Here is a 16,185-nt window from a genome sequence, read left to right as displayed (position 1 = left end):
CCCCCCGGGGTGCGGGCCCTTCGGCCTGTTCGAAGAGGGTGCCGGGCGGTTTCGCGGGTGGCTGACGCCCCCGCCCGATCCCCGGGAGGCGCTTGCACTCGCCATGCCCGAGTGCTAATCATTGCGTTAGCACTCTGAAGGTGAGAGTGACAACGTAAGGACCGGGTCGGTGAGGCCCGCAGGCCGGGTGGGAAGGAACCACGAGGCAAGCGAGCCGTCCGTCGCGGGCGCGGGCGCGGTCCGAAGTAATCACCCCCAGTCCTGGAGGGACCACTTCACATGGCCAAGATCATCGCGTTCGACGAGGAGGCGCGGCGCGGCCTCGAGCGCGGCATGAACCAGCTCGCGGACGCCGTGAAGGTGACGCTCGGCCCCAAGGGCCGCAACGTCGTCCTCGAGAAGAAGTGGGGCGCCCCCACGATCACCAACGATGGTGTCTCCATCGCCAAGGAGATCGAGCTCGAGGACCCGTACGAGAAGATCGGCGCCGAGCTGGTCAAGGAAGTCGCCAAGAAGACGGACGACGTCGCCGGTGACGGTACGACCACCGCGACCGTCCTCGCCCAGGCCCTGGTCAAGGAAGGCCTGCGCAACGTCGCCGCCGGCGCCAACCCGATGGCCCTGAAGCGCGGTATCGAGCGCGCCGTCGAGGCCGTCTCCGCCGCCCTGCTGGAGCAGGCGAAGGACGTCGAGACCAAGGAGCAGATCGCCTCCACGGCCTCCATCTCCGCCGCCGACACCCAGATCGGCGAGCTCATCGCCGAGGCCATGGACAAGGTCGGCAAGGAAGGCGTCATCACCGTCGAGGAGTCCCAGACCTTCGGTCTGGAGCTGGAGCTCACCGAGGGTATGCGCTTCGACAAGGGCTACATCTCGGCGTACTTCGCCACCGACATGGAGCGTATGGAGGCCGTCCTCGACGACCCGTACATCCTGATCGCGAACTCCAAGATCTCGAACGTCAAGGACCTGCTCCCGCTCCTGGAGAAGGTCATGCAGTCGGGCAAGCCGCTGCTGATCATCGCCGAGGACGTCGAGGGCGAGGCCCTGTCGACCCTGGTCGTCAACAAGATCCGCGGCACCTTCAAGTCCGTCGCCGTCAAGGCCCCGGGCTTCGGCGACCGCCGCAAGGCGATGCTGCAGGACATCGGCATCCTCACCGGCGGCGAGGTGATCTCCGAGGAGGTCGGCCTCAAGCTGGAGAACGCCACCCTTGACCTGCTGGGCAAGGCCCGCAAGGTGGTCATCACCAAGGACGAGACCACCATCGTCGACGGTGCCGGCTCCGCCGACCAGGTCCAGGGCCGCGTCAACCAGATCCGCGCCGAGATCGAGAACAGCGACTCGGACTACGACCGCGAGAAGCTGCAGGAGCGCCTGGCGAAGCTCGCCGGCGGTGTCGCGGTCATCAAGGCCGGTGCCGCCACCGAGGTGGAGCTCAAGGAGCGCAAGCACCGCATCGAGGACGCCGTGCGCAACGCCAAGGCGGCCGTCGAGGAGGGCATCGTCGCCGGTGGTGGCGTGGCCCTGCTGCAGGCCTCCCAGGTCTTCGAGAAGCTGGAGCTCGACGGTGACGAGGCGACCGGCGCCAACGCCGTGAAGCTCGCGCTGGAGGCCCCGCTGAAGCAGATCGCCGTCAACGGTGGTCTCGAGGGCGGCGTCGTCGTGGAGAAGGTCCGCAACCTCCAGGTCGGCCACGGCCTGAACGCCGCGACCGGTGAGTACGTCGACATGATCGCCGAGGGCATCATCGACCCGGCGAAGGTGACGCGTTCCGCGCTGCAGAACGCCGCCTCCATCGCCGCGCTGTTCCTCACCACCGAGGCCGTCATCGCCGACAAGCCGGAGAAGGCCGCGGCCCCGGCCGGCGGCGGCATGCCGGGCGGTGACATGGACTTCTGATCGACCCGGTCGATCAACGTCCTTGCCGAGGGCGGCACTTCCTGTTCCGACAGGGGGTGCCGCCCTCGGGCGTGTGTGCGGGATCACAGTTGGGCCGGGATGCCGCGGCCGGGGCGGACTGTTGGAATGTGCGTCCTATGCGCATGCACATACTGACCGGTACCCCCTGAGGAGTCCTACGTGACCGTCGCCGCCTCCGCCGCCTCCCGCGCCGCCGAAATCCTGTCCCGGCCCGTCACGCTGGGCGGCCTGACCGTCCCGAACCGGATCGTGATGGCTCCCATGACCCGCATGTTCTCCCCGGGCGGCATCCCCGGCGAGGACGTGCTGTCGTACTACGCGCGCCGCGCCGCCGCCGGAGTCGGCCTGATCGTCACCGAGGGCACCTACGTCGGCCACGACTCCGCCGGGCAGAGCGACCGCGTCCCCCGGTTCCACGGCGAGGAGCAGCTCGCGGGCTGGGCCAAGGTCGCCGAGGCGGTGCACGCCGCGGGCGGCACCATCGTGCCGCAGCTGTGGCACATCGGCATGGTCCGCAACCAGGGCGAGCCGCCCGTCGCCGACGCCCCCGCCGTCGGCCCCTCCGGACTGCGCATCGGCGCCGACGAGCCCACCGGCAAGGCCATGACGCAGGCCGACATCGACGCCGTCATCGGCGCGTTCGCCGAGGCCGCCGCCGCCGCCGAGCGCATCGGCTTCGACGGCGTCGAACTCCACGGCGCGCACGGCTACCTGCTCGACCAGTTCCTCTGGGAGGGCACCAACCGCCGCACCGACGCCTACGGCGGCGACCGGGTCGCCCGCGCCAGGTTCTCGGCGGAGATCGTCGCCGCCGTCCGCGAGGCCGTCTCCCCCGACTTCCCCGTCATCTTCCGCTACTCCCAGTGGAAGCAGGACGCCTACGACGCCCGCCTCGCAGAGACCCCCGAGGAGCTGGAGTCCATCCTGACCCCGCTCGCGGCGGCCGGCGTCGACGCCTTCCACGCCTCCACCCGCCGCTACTGGGTCCCCGAGTTCGACGACTCCGACCTCAACCTGGCCGGCTGGACCAAGAAGCTCACCGGCAAGCCCGCCATCACCGTCGGCTCGGTCGGCCTGAACGGTGACTTCATCAAGGCCTTCCAGGGCCAGGGCGCCGAGGTCGGCGACCTCGACAACCTCCTGGACCGCTTCGAGCGCGACGAGTTCGACATGGTCGCCGTCGGCCGCGCCCTGCTGCAGGACCCGCTGTGGGCGCGGAAGGTGCTCGACGGCCGCTTCGAGGACCTGGCGCCGTACGACGCGGCGGCGCTGAAGTCCCTCAGCTGAAACCGGTTTCGGGACCGTGACTCTAGATCCGCTTGCATCACTCAAGGACACTGACCGGGCGTCTGTTCACCGACATCGCGTTGTGAGGAGATCCAGATGACGACGACCGAGCCCAGCCCGCCGAGGGGCGGCGCCTTTGAGGGAGCCGCGCCGGTGGTCCGAACGACCGCCGGTGCGGTCCGGGGCCGGAGGGAGGAGGGGCTCGCCGTCTTCCGTGGCATCCCGTTCGCCGCACCGCCGGTGGGCGAGGCCCGCTTCCAGGCCCCGCGGCCCGCCCACACCTGGGACGGCATACGGGACGCGTACGCCTTCGGCCCGCCGCCCCCGCAGGACCTGGCCCTGATGGGCGGACCGGGCCTGATCAATGTGCCCCAGGGCGACGACTGGCTCACGGTCAACGTCTGGACTCCCGAAGCCGACCCGGCCGCCCGCCGCCCGGTGATGGTGTGGATCTACGGCGGCGCCTACAAGCTCGGCCACTCCGGCAGCCCCGGCTACGACGCCCGGCGCATCGCCGCCGACGGCGACCTGGTGGTCGTCACCCTCAACTACCGCGTCGGCATCGAGGGCTTCGCCCACATCGAGGGGGCGCCCGCCAACCGCGGACTGCTCGACCAGGTGGCCGCGCTGGAGTGGGTCCGGGACAACATCGAGGCCTTCGGCGGCGACCCCGGGCAGGTCACGGTCTTCGGCGAGTCCGCGGGCGCGGGGTCCATCGCCTCACTGCTCGCCATGCCGCGCGCGGCCGGACTGTTCGGGCGGGCGATCGCGCAGAGCGTGCCGGGGACATTCTTCTCCGACGCGCTGGCCAGGGACATCGGCACCGCCATCGCCGCCGAGGTGGGACTGCGTCCCACGGTCGCCGACCTGTCGACGGTGGACCCGCGCCGCCTGCCCGCGGCGGGCGAGACGCTGAGCACGAAGATGCTCCAGTACCTCGACCGCTGGGGCCAAGTGGCACCGACCTCCACCCCGTTCTCGCCGGTGGTCGACGGCGAGGTGCTGCCGACGACGCCGTGGCAGGCACTGAGGTCCGGTGCCGCGAAGGACATCGACCTGCTGGTGGGCCACAACCGGGACGAGTACCGCCTCTTCATCGCCATAGCCGGTCAACTGGGCCGGATCCCCGAGGAGAAGGCGGCCTCGGCCCTGCGTCTCTTCGCTCCCGGCCCCGACGGCGAACAGGCCTACCGCACGGCCTTCCCCGACGCCTCCCCGAGCGAGCTGTACGAACGCGTCCAGACGGACTGGCTGTTCAGCATGCCCTCCCTGCACCTGGCGCAGGCGCAGCACGCGGGCGGCGGACGCGCCCACCTCTACGAACTGACCTGGCCGGCCCCCGGCAACGGCGGCGCGCTGGGCGCCTGCCACGGCCTGGACATCCCCCTGCTTTTCGGAACGTTCGGGGCGGACCTCGGGGCGCTGCTGTTCGCCGGCGCCGAGCCGTCCCCCGAGGCCCAGGCCCTGTCGTCCCGCTTCCGCTCGTCCTGGACGGCGTTCGCGCGGACCGGCGACCCGGGCTGGCCGGCGTATGACCCTGCGGAGCGGCTGGTGCAGGTGCTGGACGCGGAGCCGGTGGTCACGGCCTACCCGGAGGAGGCGTCGCGGCGGCTGTGGGACGGGTACGACTTCTCGCCGCTGCCGCTGCGGTGAACCGCTAGAGGTTGCCCATCGGCTCGATGTCGACGCGCACCGGCGTCCCCCACACCCGCAGCACCTCGTAGTCGGTGAACTCGTGCACCAGCCGGTACGCCATGGCGGCCCGGGGCGCACGCCGCTGCGCGGCGATGAACAGCTCCGCCTCGCGGCGGTCCCGGCGCGGCGTGCCGCACAGTTGCCAGGACTGGCCGTTCCACAGCTCCGGCAGCCAGCGCTGCTGGGGCTGGGGGCGGTCGCCGCGCACGCCGTAACGGGACTGCACGGGGTGTTCGGTGGGCTGCTGGGGGTTCGGGGCGGGCCCGTTGAACTCGTCCCGGCGGGCGGCCCGGCGCCGCGTCTCGCACAGCAGGCAGAGGTCGGGCGCGCCCTTGTCGACGGGGCCGTTCGGATGCTCGGGGCAGCGGGTGGTGGGCTTGGCCGCCGTGACGCTCTCCTCCAGCAGCTCCAGGGCCCGCCGCACGTCCGCCTTGACCTCGTGCAGCTTGGCGTCCGGGGTGTCGGATCCGAGGGCTTCCCCGTGCTCGCCGAGGAGTCGGAGGGCGCGGCCTAGGGCGGTGAGCTGGGCGTGGTTCATGGTGCCATTGTCGTCAGTCGGCGTAGTCCTTGAGCTTCTCGGTGTCCAGGGTGATGTTCACGGGGGCGGGGAGCTCGACGGTGGCGCCCCAGGGATGCGGGGAGACCTGCTGGTAGCGGCCGTCCTTGGGTTCGCTGAAGACCGTGACGGTGTGGTTGTCGCGGTCGATCAGGAGGTAGACGGGGATCTCGGCCCCGGCGTAGCCGACCGGCTTGTCGATGCGGTCGCGCTGATCGGTGTCGCGGTCGTGGGAGGTGATCTCCACGGCCATCAGAGCACCGTCGGGGTCGGACCACTCGCCATCGCCCCGGAAGTGGTCGACCGGCACGAGAGTCCCGTCCGTACGAGCGCGGCCCTTGCGGTAGGTCTCGGCCTTGACACCCGACTCGGGTACGAGATCCAGGTCAGGACGGTGCTGCATGCACTGGCGCAGCAGCCACATGAAGATCGAGCGGTGGTTGCCGTCCGGCACAGCCTTGACCTCTACCTTTCCATTGATGTACTCCAGCCGCACCGTCTCGGGTGCTGCCGCGGCAAGCTCCTCGAACTCGTCCACGTCGAGCGGGCCGTGTCGGATGCACAACCGTCCACCCAAGAACTCCAGCCTGTTCCGGATCTCCCTCGGAGCCCTGCGAACGAGTTCGTCGAAGTCTTCGACGTCCATCTGAGGGCGGTCAGCGGTCTCTGGGGTCATGGCGTCGCCTCCTTTCCTCCATCGTGCCCCCGGTCGGTGGCGTCGGACCGTAGGAGCTGTCATGTGGATGCCTTCTCTCGGCGTCGTTGGGACATCGCGGCGCGGATCTGGGCCGCGCGGTCGTGAACCGTGGGGGCGGACAGGGGTGCGGGGGGTTGCGCGGGGGTGCGTTCGCCCCGGCAGGCGCTGCAACGACCTCCTGGCAATGACTCCGGGCGCCCCGGCGTACCGCAGTTCGCGCACTCCAGGACGCGCAGGGGCGGGCGTGGGGTGGGTCGAGGCGGGAGTTTGCTGGTCAGGCGGTTGCGGACCAGGGCGGCTGGGTGGTGGACGGGCGTCGGCAGGCCGGCCGTGAGCGCACGCACCACGTCGTCCTCCGAGGCGCCCCGCTCGAACCAGTCCGTCACCAGCGGGGCGAGCGTCGCGCAGTCGGCCTGGGAGAGGGACAGGGCGGGTGCCGTGCGGCCGAGGGCGGCCAGGAGGATGTGGGCGCGGGAGCGGGTGGGACGCTGCTGCGTTGACCTTGGTACGTCGCCGCGAGTGAAGGCCGCCCACCAGTCGTCGTCGCGGGCGGTGCGGGACCACCACGAACGGGTGATCCAGCGGGAGCTGCCGTCGTCCGCCGTCACGCACTCGCGACCTCGGCGCAGGTGGCCTGCCTCCTGGAGGCGGTTGAGGGCGGTGCCGAGGGCGCACTGTCCGTACGGGAGCTGCTTGGCCAGCGTCTTCACGGAGATGTCGGCGCCGTCGGGGAGCCGGTCGAGGTAGGCGGCGATGGCTGCTTCGCGGGGTGGGAGCGCCGTGAAGTCGTGGTCGCTGCGGGGGAGTTGGTCGGGGGCGGAACGCTTGCCGTATCCAGGGTTCGCCATCGGGTGCGCGGACGGGGAGGCAGCACTAAGCTGAGACTCAGCCATGGGATCGAACCTGTTCTTCGATGCCGTTGGTTAAGCCCCCGCAGGTGTTGGCGCACCGGGCGGGGGCTGTTGCGTATGTGGGAACGCTAGAGGTTGGTCACCGTCCGTGGCAAGCCGAACGCGTCAAGTCAACACGCGGGGCGGGAGGGCGGGTTGAGGCCCTCCACCCATTCCTTGAAAAGGGGGCTCGAAGCCCGGATCCCGAAGCTCAGGCCGTCTCGTCCTTGAGGTTCGCGACGAACGTGGCCCAGGCCGTGGCCCGGAACACGAGCTTCGGGCCGTGGGGAATCTTGGAGTCACGGACGGGAGCAACGGCGGGGAAGTCGTGCGTGAGTTCCAAGCAGTTGTCGCCACTGCCGCCGCTGTAGCTGGACTTGTGCCAGGTGGCCGCGCACAGGTCGGAATCAGGGATGTTCCTCATGCTTGTAATCCTGGGCCATTGCTTCGAGCAGTGCTAGGGACTTCTCCGGCGAGAGTGCGGAGGCCGCGAGGAACTCGTAGTAGAACCGATACTCCGCGACGGTGGCGGGGTCGTCCTCCAGGCGCCCGGTGCCCACCCCTTCCAGGTACACCAGCGGTGGCGCGTCGTCGAAGTCCATCAGCTTGACGCATCCCTGCATGGCCGGGTGCGCCCCCGCGTCGAACGGCAGCACCTGCACGATGGACCGGCTACGACGGGCCAGGTCGGCGATGTGTCGCAGGGCCTCGGCCATGACATCCGCCCCACCTGTCACCCGCCGCAACGCCGACTCGTCAATCACGGCCCACAACAACGGCTTTGTTGGATCGTCGAGGATGCGGGTCCGCTCCATGCGGGCGGCCACCCTCTTTTCGATCTCCTCGTCCGGTGCCGTCGGTTGATATGCGCGGCACACAGCCCGGGCGTAGGCGGGGGTCTGGAGCAGCCCGGGAATCAGCATCGACGCGAACTCCCTGATGGCCACCGCCCGGCACTCTGCCTCCGCTGCCTCCGCAAAGTGCTCCGGATACTTCGACTTCGCCGTCACCCCGCAGTTCCGCTGAAAAAAGTCCCCCGTCCCCAGCACCTCGTCCAGCAACCGCGCGTACTCCCGCTGCATCCGCCGCGTCCCCGCCTCCAGCTGCCCGATGAACGACCCGCTCACGAACAGCCGCTGCCCCACTTCCTCCTGGCTGAGGCCGGCCTTCTCACGGGCGTGGCGGAGCTCGGCGCCCAGGAGGGCCCGAGGGGAGGAGGACGGGTCGAGATCCCTGGGGCCGGGCATGGGCAACTCCCTGTCGCACACATGGGGTTGTTGGAACGTCGCGTATGGCCAGGTTAGGCACCCAGCGGCCACGCTGTGTGGTGAATCACAAACTCAGCGTGGAGGTAGGGAAAGGTGCGCTCGACCGATGAAGTCGTGGAGTCGCTGCGGGAAGCCCTCAAGGGAGTCGGTGTCGTGCTGCCGTCCCTGTGCGTCGACCCGGTCACGGCCGCGAGTGACGAGCCGTTCGCCCTGGTCGACCTGGGGCGGTGCAACGTACGGACGGCCGAGCATCTGACCGACGTACTGCGCTCGCTGCCCGTGGGGGAGGCCCTGCGGGCGCGGGTGAGGCAGGTCAACCGGGATGTGAGGTCGAGGTGAGACGAGCCCTCGGCTGATCGGCGTAGATCAAGTATCCCGCCTCGGAGGCCCCCGTGTCACCGTCCTCCGGAATGATCTTTTCGGGCTGAATGCGGCTTTAGGGTTCTGTCAAGCAGCCTGAACAGCAAGGGAGTTGTCCATGACCCGCGACCTGACGGCCCTCTCGGAGGAACTCACCGCCATGGCCGCCGCCGACCACGAGATGGCCGTCAGGGGAGCCGCCAACAGTGACGACCCGGCCGAGCAGCTCGCGTGGCGGCGGCTCACCGCGCGGCACGGGGACCGGCTGAACGAGATCATGGACGAGGTCGGCTGGCCCACCGCCGCCCTGGTCGGTGCGGACGCCGCGCGGGCCGCCTGGCTCATCGCCCAGCACGCCGACCGGCAACTGGACGTGCAGCGGCGGGCGCTGCGGTTGCTGGAGGGGGCCGTGGAGGCGGGGGCGGCCGGGGCCCGGGAGCTGGCGTTCCTGCGCGACCGGATGCTCGTGAACGAGGGGCGGGAGCAGGTCTACGGCACCCAGATCGCCGGTGTCCGGGAGGACGGCTCGCCGATCCCCTGGCCCTGCGTCGAGCCCGAGCGCGTCGACGAGCTGCGCGCGGGTGTCGGGATCGAGCCGTTCGCCGACTACGTGGCGCGGTGGGCCTAGAGGGGCCCGGTCACGGCCGGATCCGGGACGCCAGCCCCTCGAAGTAGCCGCGGTGCACCGAGACCAGGTCCACCCGCTCGGGGTCGAGCAGCCACAGCAGGTGGGCGCCTTCGAGGAACGCGGCCGTCTCGGCCGCCAGGGCGTCGGGGTCGAGGCCCGCGCGGGCCGAACCGTCGGCCATGGCGCGCGTGAAGAGGTCGGCCAGGTGCGCTCGCAGTGCCCGGCCGCGGTCGCGGAACCAGGTGTGGAGTACGGAACCGGGGTCCAGGTTCTCCGCCGTCAGGGTGGTGTGCAGGGCGGCCAGTGCCCGTTCGGTGGCGGCGGTGTGCTCGGCGTCCCGGATGAACCAGTCGAACGCCTCGTCCAGGGTGGGTTGGGCTGCCTCGGTGATGGACAGCCGTTCCAGGGCGCGCCGGTCGGCTTCCTCCAGGACGGCTCGTACGAGAGCGTCCTTGCTGCCGAAGTGGTGGATGAGCGCGGACGGGGTGACGCCGGCGCGTTCGGCGATCGCGGCGACTCCGGTGCCGCGCACCCCCTGACGCGCGAACAGCTCGATCGCCGCATCGACCATGGCGCGGCGGCGCTCCACGCCACGCTTCTGCACCTGCCCCTTGACACCCGCCATGGGGTCAGCGTGCCCGGGCGGGGCTCCCGGCGTCCAACCCGCACCGACCCGGAAAGCAGGTGCGTGACCCGCCCGAACCCATTAACCTGAACGACCATGCAGGAAAATAAAGAAGAGATCGAGTACCTGGTGGGCCGTGAGCGGATGGTCCGTGCGGGCGGCATCGACCTGTGGGCGGAGGAGTTCGGAGACCCGGACCACCCGGCGGTGCTGCTGGTGATGGGTGCGCAGGCGCAGGGTGTTCAGTGGAACGACGGGATCGTCCGCCGCCTGGTGGGCGGGGGTCGCCGGGTCATCCGTTACGACCACCGGGACACCGGACGCTCCTCCACGGTCGACTTCGCCGACCAGCCGTACACCGTCGCCGACATGGCCTCCGACGCGCTCGCGGTCCTGGACGGGTTCGGGGTGGAGCGTGCTCACGTGGTGGGTGCCTCCCTCGGGGGTGTCATCGGCCAGCGGCTGGCCGTCACCCACCCGCACCGGGTGCTGACCCTGACGAGTCTGTCGTCCCAGCCTCTCGGCACGGACACCGCTGCGGCGGTGCAGCGCGCGATGGAAGGGGCTCCCGCGCTCGACGGCGAACTGCCTCCGCCGAAGCCCGAGCTGCTGGCCGCGCTCGTCTCGGCGTTCCCCGAACCGGGTGCGGGCCTGGAGGGATACCTGGCCGCCCGGCTGCCGCTGTGGCGTGTGCTGCACGGGCCGGTGCTGCCGTTCCACGAGGACGAGTACCGCGCGATGGAGCGCCGGGTGTACGAGAGGGCGCGTGATCTGCGGGCCGGGCTCAACCACACGCTCGCCGGGGCCGCCCCGGTGGGCTCCACGGCGGAGCTGGCCTCCGTCACGGCACCGACGCTGGTACTGCACGGCACCGAGGACCCGATGTTCCCGCCCGCGCACGCCGAAGCCACCGCCACCGCCGTCCCGGGCGCCCGTCTGGTCATGATCGAGGGCATGGGCCACACCCTGCCCGCGGCGCTGGACGACCGCCTGGCCGAGGAGATCCTGCGCCATACGGGGAAGGCGCCGGGCGCGACCGCCTGACGGCAGAAGGGCCCTACGGGCGTGCCGCCAGAGCCGCCCGCAGATGTCCGCCGGACTCCGCCAGGAGCCGGGCCGCCGTCGGTCCGTCCACGTCGGCCAGGAGGGCGAGGATCGCGTTCTTCACCTCGCCGCCGGTGGCGGTGAGGGCGTCCTCGATCTCCTTGTCGTCGGCGCCGGTGGCGAGGGCGACGATGCGGTGGGAGCGGGCGCGGAGTTTGGCGTTGGAGGCGCGGACGTCGACCATGAGGTTTCCGAAGGTCTTGCCCAGGCGGATCATCGTGATCGTCGAGAGCATGTTGAGGACGAGCTTCTGCGCCGTGCCGGCCTTCAGACGGGTGGAGCCGGTGAGCAGTTCGGGGCCGACGACGATCTCGATGCCGTGATCGGCGGCGGCGGTGAGCGGGCTGCCGGCGTTGCAGGCGAGGCCGAGGGTGAGGGAGCCGCGGGTGCGGGCGTACTCGACGGCGCCGACGGCGTAGGGCGTGCGGCCGGAGGCGGAGATGCCGACCACCGTGTCGTCGGGGGTCAAGGCGAGGCGCTCCAGGTCGGCCCGGGCCAGTTCCCGGGAGTCCTCCGCGCCCTCGACGGAGGTCACCATGGCGTCCGGTCCGCCCGCGATCAGGCCGACCACCCTGGACGGGTCGGTGTTGAACGTGGGAGGGCACTCGGAGGCGTCCAGGACGCCCAGCCGGCCCGCCGTGCCCGCGCCCGCGTAGACCAGGCGGCCGCCCCGGGCCATCCGGTCGGCCACGGCGTCGATCGCGGCGGCGATCTCCGGCAGTCGCGCCGCGACCGCCCCGGCGACGGTGGCGTCCTCGCCGTTCATCAGCCGCGCGATGTCGAGCGTGGGCAGCCGGTCGATGTCGGCGAGTTCCGGCCGGAACGCCTCGGTGGTCAGGGCCTCCAGCTCGGCTCTGAGCTCACGGGGTTCACGGGGGTCGGAGGCGGATGTCATGGACGGCTCTTTCCGTGTCTTTCCGGGCTGGGCGTGGCGGCGGCCTCAGGAGCGGTGCCGGTGGGCCAGCGCCTCGTACGACGCCGAGAGCGCCGGCGCCGCCGTCTCGTACGTCCGCTGCGCCACCCCCACGAAGAGGCAGTCCACCACAAGGAGCTGCCCGGTCCGGGACGACATCGCCGCGGGACGCAGCTCGCTCTCCCGCGCGGTGGACGTGGTGAGGACGTGGTCGGCGTACTGGGTGACCGGGCCGCCGGGGCGGCCGGTGATCGCCACCGTCGTCGCGCCGCGCTCGAAGGCGACCCGCAGCGGCTCGATGACGTCCCCGGTCGAACCGGAGTGCGTGATGGCGATGGCGACGTCTCCCGCGCGCAGTTGCACGGCGTTGGTGACGGCGAGGTGCGGGTCGCTGTGGGCGTGCGCCATCAGCCCTATGCGCAGCAGCTTCTGTGTCAGGTCCTGGGCGACCAGTCCGGACGCCCCGACGCCGTACACGTCGGTGCGGCGGGCGCCGGTCAGCGCGGTGACGGCGGCGCCGAGTTGGACGGTGTCGAGGCCGGCGGCCGTGTCGGCGAGGGTCTGCTGCTCGTCGTGGGCGAGCTTCGCGACCACGTCGGCGATCGGGTCGTCCACCGCGATGTCCGTCGTGATGGCCGGGGCGCGGCCGGACTGCTGCTGCGCGGCGAGGCCGGCGAGGGCCAGGCGCAGGTCCCGGTAACCCGGATAGCCCAGCAGCCGCGCGGTGCGTACGACGGTCGCCTCGCTGGTGCCGGTGAGTTCGGCGAGGCCGGTGACCGTGAGGGCCGCGCAGCCGGCCGGGTCGGCCGCCACGGCCTCGGCGACGCGCTGCATGGAGCGCGTCATCGACGGGCCCAGCGTGCGGACCTTGGCCGCGAGGGCGGCGGGGGCGGGTGGCGTGCCGAGCGTGCCCGGCACGGCCCCGGGGCCGCCTGAGAAAGTTTCCTTCACGTCACGGGTCACCGTTGAAAGATATTTTCGGCTCGGCGTCTCGGTCAAGAGTGCGCACAATGGGGGGCATGGACCCCATCAGCCCCCTGGAGCAGGCCCTGCACGCCGCGCGCGCCCTCGTGCTGGCCGACCTCATGGCGGGACGCGTCGCCGAGGCGGACGTCGTGTCGCTGGTCGAGCAGTCCGTCGTGGAGCGGCGCTGGTGGGTCGAGCAGTGGCCGGAGGGCGCCGCCTACGTGGCCGGTCTGGTCGCGCAGGACGTGCAGGACGCCCTGCTGGAGCGCCACGGCCGCTGGCCGCTGTGCCCGGTCTGCGGCACCGGTGACCCGCACGCCCTGGACGTGCAGCCGGAGTTGGGGCCCGACCCGCACTGGGTGTGCAGCGAGGCGGGCGTGAAGGTGGCGGCGGTGGGGTCGCTGGGCGAGGCGATCGGCGGGGCGGGGGCCTCATGAGGCCGGTCCGCGTGAGGTCCATGTGAGGTCCTCGTGACGATCTACATCGATCCGCCCGCCTGGCCCGGGCACGGCCGCATGTGGTCCCACCTGATCAGCGACGTCTCCTACGACGAACTGCACACCTTCGCCGCACGCCTCGGCGTGCCCCGGCGGGCCTTCGAACGCGACCACTACGACATCCCCGAACACCGGTACGCGGACGCGGTGGACGCCGGGGCCGTGGAGGTCAGCAGCCGCGAGGTGGTGCGGCTGCTGCACGGGGCGGGGCTGCGGCGGCCGAAGGGGCGGGCTCAGGCGCCTGGTTCGCGCAGCTCGTAGGTGATCTGGTCGACGTCCTGCGCGACGGCCTCGAACCCGGCGCGGGCGAGGACGCCCCGCGAGGGCGCGTTGTCCCGCTCGACATTGGCGACCACGGTCCGTACCTCGTCCCGGCCCAGTGCCCACGCCGACAGGGCGCGCAGCGCCTCCGTGGCGTACCCGTGTCCCCGGGCCGCCTCGACGAGGTCGTAGCCGATCTCGACCCGCCCCGCCTCGTCGGGGACGGAGTGGAACCCCATGGCGCCGAGCGCCCGCCCGTCCTCGCGGCGGACCAGCACGTAGGTGCCCCACTCGGGGCGGTGGACGCCGTCCTCGTACTGCTTGAACACCAGGCCGGCGCCGATCCGGGTGCCTTCCAGGGGGCCGCCCTCGATCCACTCGAAGCCGCCGTCGCCCACCGTGGCCAGGTCGTTCGCCGCCGCCGGGGTGAGGCCCTCCAGGGTGAGCCGCTCGGTGGGGATCACCATGTTGTTGCTCCACAGCCACTGAGTGACCGGGGCGCGTCCGGGCAGGTCTCCGCGACCGGTGGCCCACAGCAGGGTCCGCCACGGGTCCGGGCCGGGCCGCACGTGCGGGAAGATCCGGGTGAGGGCGAAGTCGCACAGCTCCGGGTCCGGTTCGTACGCGAGGCCCAGTCCCGCGGCGATGTCATGGGTGTGCAGCAGCACCTCGGCCACGCCCATCGCGGCGAAGCCCTCGGGGTTCGCGCTGCGGAAGGGGAACGGGTGGAAGGCCCGGACCTCGCGGGGGGTGGTGCGGATGGCGGCGGTGAGCAGGGCACCGGTCGTCTCGATCACCCGCAGGACACTGTCGTTGCCGGTGCCCTCCTCCAGGCCGAACGCGAAGGGGATGCGCTCGTCGGCCGCGCGTCCGGCCAGCTGGCCGGCGTACCGGAGCAGCGCCACGGCGACGTGCACCGCCGTGTCTCGGCAGTTCCACTCCAGTCCCTGCGCCGGCACCGCCTCCCAGTCCCGGTCCACGGCCGCCCCCAGCGCCGCCACGGAACCCGCCACGGCTTCCTGCACGCGTTCCCCGCCCATGTCTCCCATACGGGGCAGGCTATGCGGCGAGGTCCGGTCAGAGCGACAGCATTTCCAGCTCGGCGGTGAGGTTGTAGCGGGCGGTGGCCTCCCACTTCGCGGCTCCGTGCGGGGTCCTGAACAGCCTTGGCATGTCCAGGAGTTGACGCAGGACGGCGGCCCGGCCCGTGCGGAAGGCGTCGCTGGGGACGAAGTGGTACTCCTCGCGGACGGCCGCGGTGTAGGCGGCGTACGCCGACGGGGGCGAGGCGAGGACGGCCAGGTCGGCGTCGCACAGCACCTGGCCGTCGGGGTCGTCGTCGGCGGGGTCGTGGGTGACGGTGAGGCGGACCAGCCGGGCCACGTCGGCCGTCTTCGCGGCTGGGACGCCGGCCTCCGGGAGGGCGCGTTCGGCGAGGCGGGCCGAGCGTTCCTCGTTCTCCGAACGCTCGGGCAGATAGACCGCGTCGTGGAACCAGGCGGCCAGCCGGACCACGTCCGGGTCCCGCGCGTACTCCACAAGTACGTCGATGTGGTCGAGGACCGCCGTGAGGTGCTCGACCGTGTGGTAGCGGCGCTGCGGCTCCCGCCAGCGGGTGAGCAGGTCGTCGGCGTACGGCATCGGATCCGGGCCGGCGGCCGGGCCCCTGGCCGACTCCAGGGTCCTGGCGAAGCGGGTGCGGAGGGCGTCGAGATCGGCCATGGGGTCATTCTCCCGCCGACCCCCTTGTGGCACCTAGCGTGGGGTGCATGACGACTCCTGCTGATGTGCACGACGTACGGGACCCCGAGCAGCCCGGCCGGCTGCTCACGATCGAGCGTGACGCGCTGATCCCGCTGCTGCGGGGCAGGGCCGAGGAGGACTTCGCGCGGCCCGTCGCCGCGTGCCCGGGCTGGACGGTCCGCCACGTGCTGGCGCACTGCTCGGCCGCACTCATGCGGGTGGTGGAGGGCAGGTTCGAGCCGGGCGTGTTCTCGCCCGAGTCGAACGACCGCGACATCGCCGAACGCGACGGGTGGAGCAACGCCGAGATCGTCGACGAGCTGTGGCGGGGCATGACCGAGGCCGGTCCGGTGATCGCCGACGCCGGAGGGAAGCTGGACGGGCTCGCCCTGGGGGAGTGGGTGCACGCCGGGGACGTGCGCGAGGCACTCGGGGAGCCGGACGCGTACGGCGGTGACGGGCTGCCGGACGCGCTCGCGCTGCTCGCCCGCATCACCCGTGAGCGCGGGCACGTGCCGCTGCACGCCGACCTCGACGACCAGGACGAACCGCTGCGGCTGGGGGAGAGCGGCGGGGAGCGGCCCCCGGGGCGCTTCATCGGGGACGGGCCGACCCTGGTGCGGCTGTGCACCGGCCGGCCGGTCGACGGTGCGCCGTCCTTCGAGTTGGCCGGGGTGGAGGTCAAGGAGCTCAACATCTTCGGGTGAGCCGTGTCCCCCGGGGGCTTGGGATCCGGCGGGAGTGGGCAGCGTAGTCTGTGATTGGACTAGAC

The 16,185-nt window shown here is 71.7% G+C and carries 18 protein-coding genes and 1 pseudogene; 9 read left to right on the top strand and 10 right to left on the bottom strand.

Annotated features, from left to right (window positions below; genetic code table 11):
- Nucleotides 1-279: 279 nt before the first annotated feature.
- From groL to IE212_RS18800, 3 genes are all read left to right on the top strand, one after another.
- Nucleotides 280-1,902: a chaperonin GroEL gene (gene groL, locus IE212_RS18810; protein WP_010035948.1), complete on the top strand. Its 1,623-nt coding sequence runs from the start codon at nucleotides 280-282 to the stop codon at nucleotides 1,900-1,902.
- Nucleotides 1,903-2,082: 180 nt separating this feature from the next.
- A complete protein-coding gene (locus IE212_RS18805; protein ID WP_190199037.1) occupies nucleotides 2,083-3,210 on the top strand; it encodes an NADH:flavin oxidoreductase in 1,128 nt (375 codons plus the stop codon).
- 96 nt (nucleotides 3,211-3,306) lie between these two features.
- A complete protein-coding gene (locus IE212_RS18800) occupies nucleotides 3,307-4,863 on the top strand; it encodes a carboxylesterase/lipase family protein (protein ID WP_190199036.1) in 1,557 nt (518 codons plus the stop codon).
- A 4-nt stretch (nucleotides 4,864-4,867) separates the two neighbouring features.
- Here the strand turns inward: IE212_RS18800 and IE212_RS18795 are convergent, their stop codons facing one another.
- The 5 genes from IE212_RS18795 to IE212_RS18775 form a co-directional block, all read right to left on the bottom strand.
- Nucleotides 4,868-5,443 carry a hypothetical protein gene (locus tag IE212_RS18795; protein WP_190199035.1) on the bottom strand — a complete coding sequence of 192 codons (576 nt, stop codon included), beginning with the start codon at nucleotides 5,441-5,443 and terminating at the stop codon, nucleotides 4,868-4,870.
- Nucleotides 5,444-5,456: 13 nt separating this feature from the next.
- The gene (locus IE212_RS18790; protein ID WP_229864431.1) at nucleotides 5,457-6,137 is read right to left on the bottom strand and encodes a Uma2 family endonuclease; all 681 of its coding nucleotides are present in this window, start codon (nucleotides 6,135-6,137) and stop codon (nucleotides 5,457-5,459) included.
- Nucleotides 6,138-6,196: 59 nt separating this feature from the next.
- On the bottom strand, nucleotides 6,197-7,051 hold the full coding sequence (locus IE212_RS18785; protein ID WP_190199034.1) for a hypothetical protein: 855 nt from the start codon (nucleotides 7,049-7,051) through the stop codon (nucleotides 6,197-6,199).
- 208 nt (nucleotides 7,052-7,259) lie between these two features.
- On the bottom strand, nucleotides 7,260-7,472 hold the full coding sequence (locus IE212_RS18780; protein ID WP_190199033.1) for a DUF397 domain-containing protein: 213 nt from the start codon (nucleotides 7,470-7,472) through the stop codon (nucleotides 7,260-7,262).
- On the bottom strand, nucleotides 7,456-8,295 hold the full coding sequence (locus tag IE212_RS18775) for a helix-turn-helix domain-containing protein (protein ID WP_190199032.1): 840 nt from the start codon (nucleotides 8,293-8,295) through the stop codon (nucleotides 7,456-7,458). The genes IE212_RS18780 and IE212_RS18775 overlap by 17 nt, the downstream gene beginning before the upstream one ends.
- A 114-nt stretch (nucleotides 8,296-8,409) precedes the next feature.
- On the opposite strand from IE212_RS18775, the pseudogene IE212_RS18770 reads away from it, so the two are divergent.
- Nucleotides 8,410-8,601 (top strand): annotated as a pseudogene (locus IE212_RS18770) (hypothetical protein); the annotation flags it as partial.
- A 193-nt stretch (nucleotides 8,602-8,794) separates the two neighbouring features.
- Nucleotides 8,795-9,304 (top strand): DUF6624 domain-containing protein, encoded by a 510-nt coding sequence (locus tag IE212_RS18765; RefSeq protein WP_190199031.1) that lies wholly within the window; start codon nucleotides 8,795-8,797, stop codon nucleotides 9,302-9,304.
- A 10-nt stretch (nucleotides 9,305-9,314) separates the two neighbouring features.
- Here the strand turns inward: IE212_RS18765 and IE212_RS18760 are convergent, their stop codons facing one another.
- Complete coding sequence (locus IE212_RS18760; RefSeq protein ID WP_190199030.1) at nucleotides 9,315-9,929, bottom strand: TetR/AcrR family transcriptional regulator; 615 nt, start codon at nucleotides 9,927-9,929, stop codon at nucleotides 9,315-9,317.
- A 96-nt stretch (nucleotides 9,930-10,025) separates the two neighbouring features.
- On the opposite strand from IE212_RS18760, the gene IE212_RS18755 reads away from it, so the two are divergent.
- Nucleotides 10,026-10,973, top strand: a complete 948-nt coding sequence (locus tag IE212_RS18755) for an alpha/beta fold hydrolase (RefSeq protein ID WP_190199029.1) — start codon at nucleotides 10,026-10,028, stop codon at nucleotides 10,971-10,973.
- A 13-nt stretch (nucleotides 10,974-10,986) separates the two neighbouring features.
- On the opposite strand, the gene murQ is transcribed toward IE212_RS18755, so the two are convergent.
- Together murQ and IE212_RS18745 are read right to left on the bottom strand one after the other, a co-directional pair.
- Nucleotides 10,987-11,928 carry an N-acetylmuramic acid 6-phosphate etherase gene (murQ, locus tag IE212_RS18750; RefSeq protein WP_190199028.1) on the bottom strand — a complete coding sequence of 314 codons (942 nt, stop codon included), beginning with the start codon at nucleotides 11,926-11,928 and terminating at the stop codon, nucleotides 10,987-10,989.
- Between the two features lie 45 nt (nucleotides 11,929-11,973).
- The gene (locus tag IE212_RS18745; protein WP_190199027.1) at nucleotides 11,974-12,909 is read right to left on the bottom strand and encodes a MurR/RpiR family transcriptional regulator; all 936 of its coding nucleotides are present in this window, start codon (nucleotides 12,907-12,909) and stop codon (nucleotides 11,974-11,976) included.
- A gap of 56 nt (nucleotides 12,910-12,965) precedes the next feature.
- On the opposite strand from IE212_RS18745, the gene IE212_RS18740 reads away from it, so the two are divergent.
- Together IE212_RS18740 and IE212_RS18735 are read left to right on the top strand one after the other, a co-directional pair.
- Nucleotides 12,966-13,349, top strand: coding sequence for a DUF8819 family protein (locus IE212_RS18740; protein WP_190199026.1), 384 nt, complete (start codon nucleotides 12,966-12,968; stop codon nucleotides 13,347-13,349).
- A gap of 33 nt (nucleotides 13,350-13,382) precedes the next feature.
- Complete coding sequence (locus tag IE212_RS18735) at nucleotides 13,383-13,670, top strand: DUF4031 domain-containing protein (RefSeq protein ID WP_190199025.1); 288 nt, start codon at nucleotides 13,383-13,385, stop codon at nucleotides 13,668-13,670.
- On the opposite strand, the gene IE212_RS18730 is transcribed toward IE212_RS18735, so the two are convergent.
- Nucleotides 13,643-14,719, bottom strand: coding sequence for a GNAT family N-acetyltransferase (locus IE212_RS18730; RefSeq protein ID WP_190199024.1), 1,077 nt, complete (start codon nucleotides 14,717-14,719; stop codon nucleotides 13,643-13,645). The two genes, IE212_RS18735 and IE212_RS18730, sit on opposite strands and share 28 nt — an antisense overlap.
- 28 nt (nucleotides 14,720-14,747) lie before the next feature.
- Nucleotides 14,748-15,392, bottom strand: a complete 645-nt coding sequence (locus tag IE212_RS18725; protein WP_190199023.1) for an HD domain-containing protein — start codon at nucleotides 15,390-15,392, stop codon at nucleotides 14,748-14,750.
- Nucleotides 15,393-15,439: 47 nt separating this feature from the next.
- On the opposite strand from IE212_RS18725, the gene IE212_RS18720 reads away from it, so the two are divergent.
- Nucleotides 15,440-16,120, top strand: coding sequence for a maleylpyruvate isomerase family mycothiol-dependent enzyme (locus IE212_RS18720; RefSeq protein ID WP_190199022.1), 681 nt, complete (start codon nucleotides 15,440-15,442; stop codon nucleotides 16,118-16,120).
- The last annotated feature ends 65 nt before the right edge of the window (nucleotides 16,121-16,185 follow it).

Source organism: Streptomyces djakartensis, from assembly GCF_014651075.1.
In the GTDB taxonomy this organism is placed as follows: domain Bacteria; phylum Actinomycetota; class Actinomycetes; order Streptomycetales; family Streptomycetaceae; genus Streptomyces; species Streptomyces djakartensis.
The sequence above is the reverse complement of the archived record's forward strand: the minus strand, read 5'-3'. Positions and strand labels throughout refer to the sequence as shown.

Coding starts and splice junctions, on each gene's coding strand:
- groL (WP_010035948.1), top strand. CDS start 280: ATGGCCAAGATCATCGCGTTCGACGAGGAGGCGCGGCGCGGCCTCGAG.
- IE212_RS18800 (WP_190199036.1), top strand. CDS start 3,307: ATGACGACGACCGAGCCCAGCCCGCCGAGGGGCGGCGCCTTTGAGGGA.
- IE212_RS18795 (WP_190199035.1), bottom strand. CDS start 5,443: ATGAACCACGCCCAGCTCACCGCCCTAGGCCGCGCCCTCCGACTCCTC.
- IE212_RS18790 (WP_229864431.1), bottom strand. CDS start 6,137: ATGACCCCAGAGACCGCTGACCGCCCTCAGATGGACGTCGAAGACTTC.
- IE212_RS18785 (WP_190199034.1), bottom strand. CDS start 7,051: ATGGCTGAGTCTCAGCTTAGTGCTGCCTCCCCGTCCGCGCACCCGATG.
- IE212_RS18780 (WP_190199033.1), bottom strand. CDS start 7,472: ATGAGGAACATCCCTGATTCCGACCTGTGCGCGGCCACCTGGCACAAG.
- IE212_RS18775 (WP_190199032.1), bottom strand. CDS start 8,295: ATGCCCGGCCCCAGGGATCTCGACCCGTCCTCCTCCCCTCGGGCCCTC.
- IE212_RS18765 (WP_190199031.1), top strand. CDS start 8,795: ATGACCCGCGACCTGACGGCCCTCTCGGAGGAACTCACCGCCATGGCC.
- IE212_RS18760 (WP_190199030.1), bottom strand. CDS start 9,929: ATGGCGGGTGTCAAGGGGCAGGTGCAGAAGCGTGGCGTGGAGCGCCGC.
- IE212_RS18755 (WP_190199029.1), top strand. CDS start 10,026: ATGCAGGAAAATAAAGAAGAGATCGAGTACCTGGTGGGCCGTGAGCGG.
- murQ (WP_190199028.1), bottom strand. CDS start 11,928: ATGACATCCGCCTCCGACCCCCGTGAACCCCGTGAGCTCAGAGCCGAG.
- IE212_RS18740 (WP_190199026.1), top strand. CDS start 12,966: ATGGACCCCATCAGCCCCCTGGAGCAGGCCCTGCACGCCGCGCGCGCC.
- IE212_RS18730 (WP_190199024.1), bottom strand. CDS start 14,719: ATGGGAGACATGGGCGGGGAACGCGTGCAGGAAGCCGTGGCGGGTTCC.
- IE212_RS18725 (WP_190199023.1), bottom strand. CDS start 15,392: ATGGCCGATCTCGACGCCCTCCGCACCCGCTTCGCCAGGACCCTGGAG.
- IE212_RS18720 (WP_190199022.1), top strand. CDS start 15,440: ATGACGACTCCTGCTGATGTGCACGACGTACGGGACCCCGAGCAGCCC.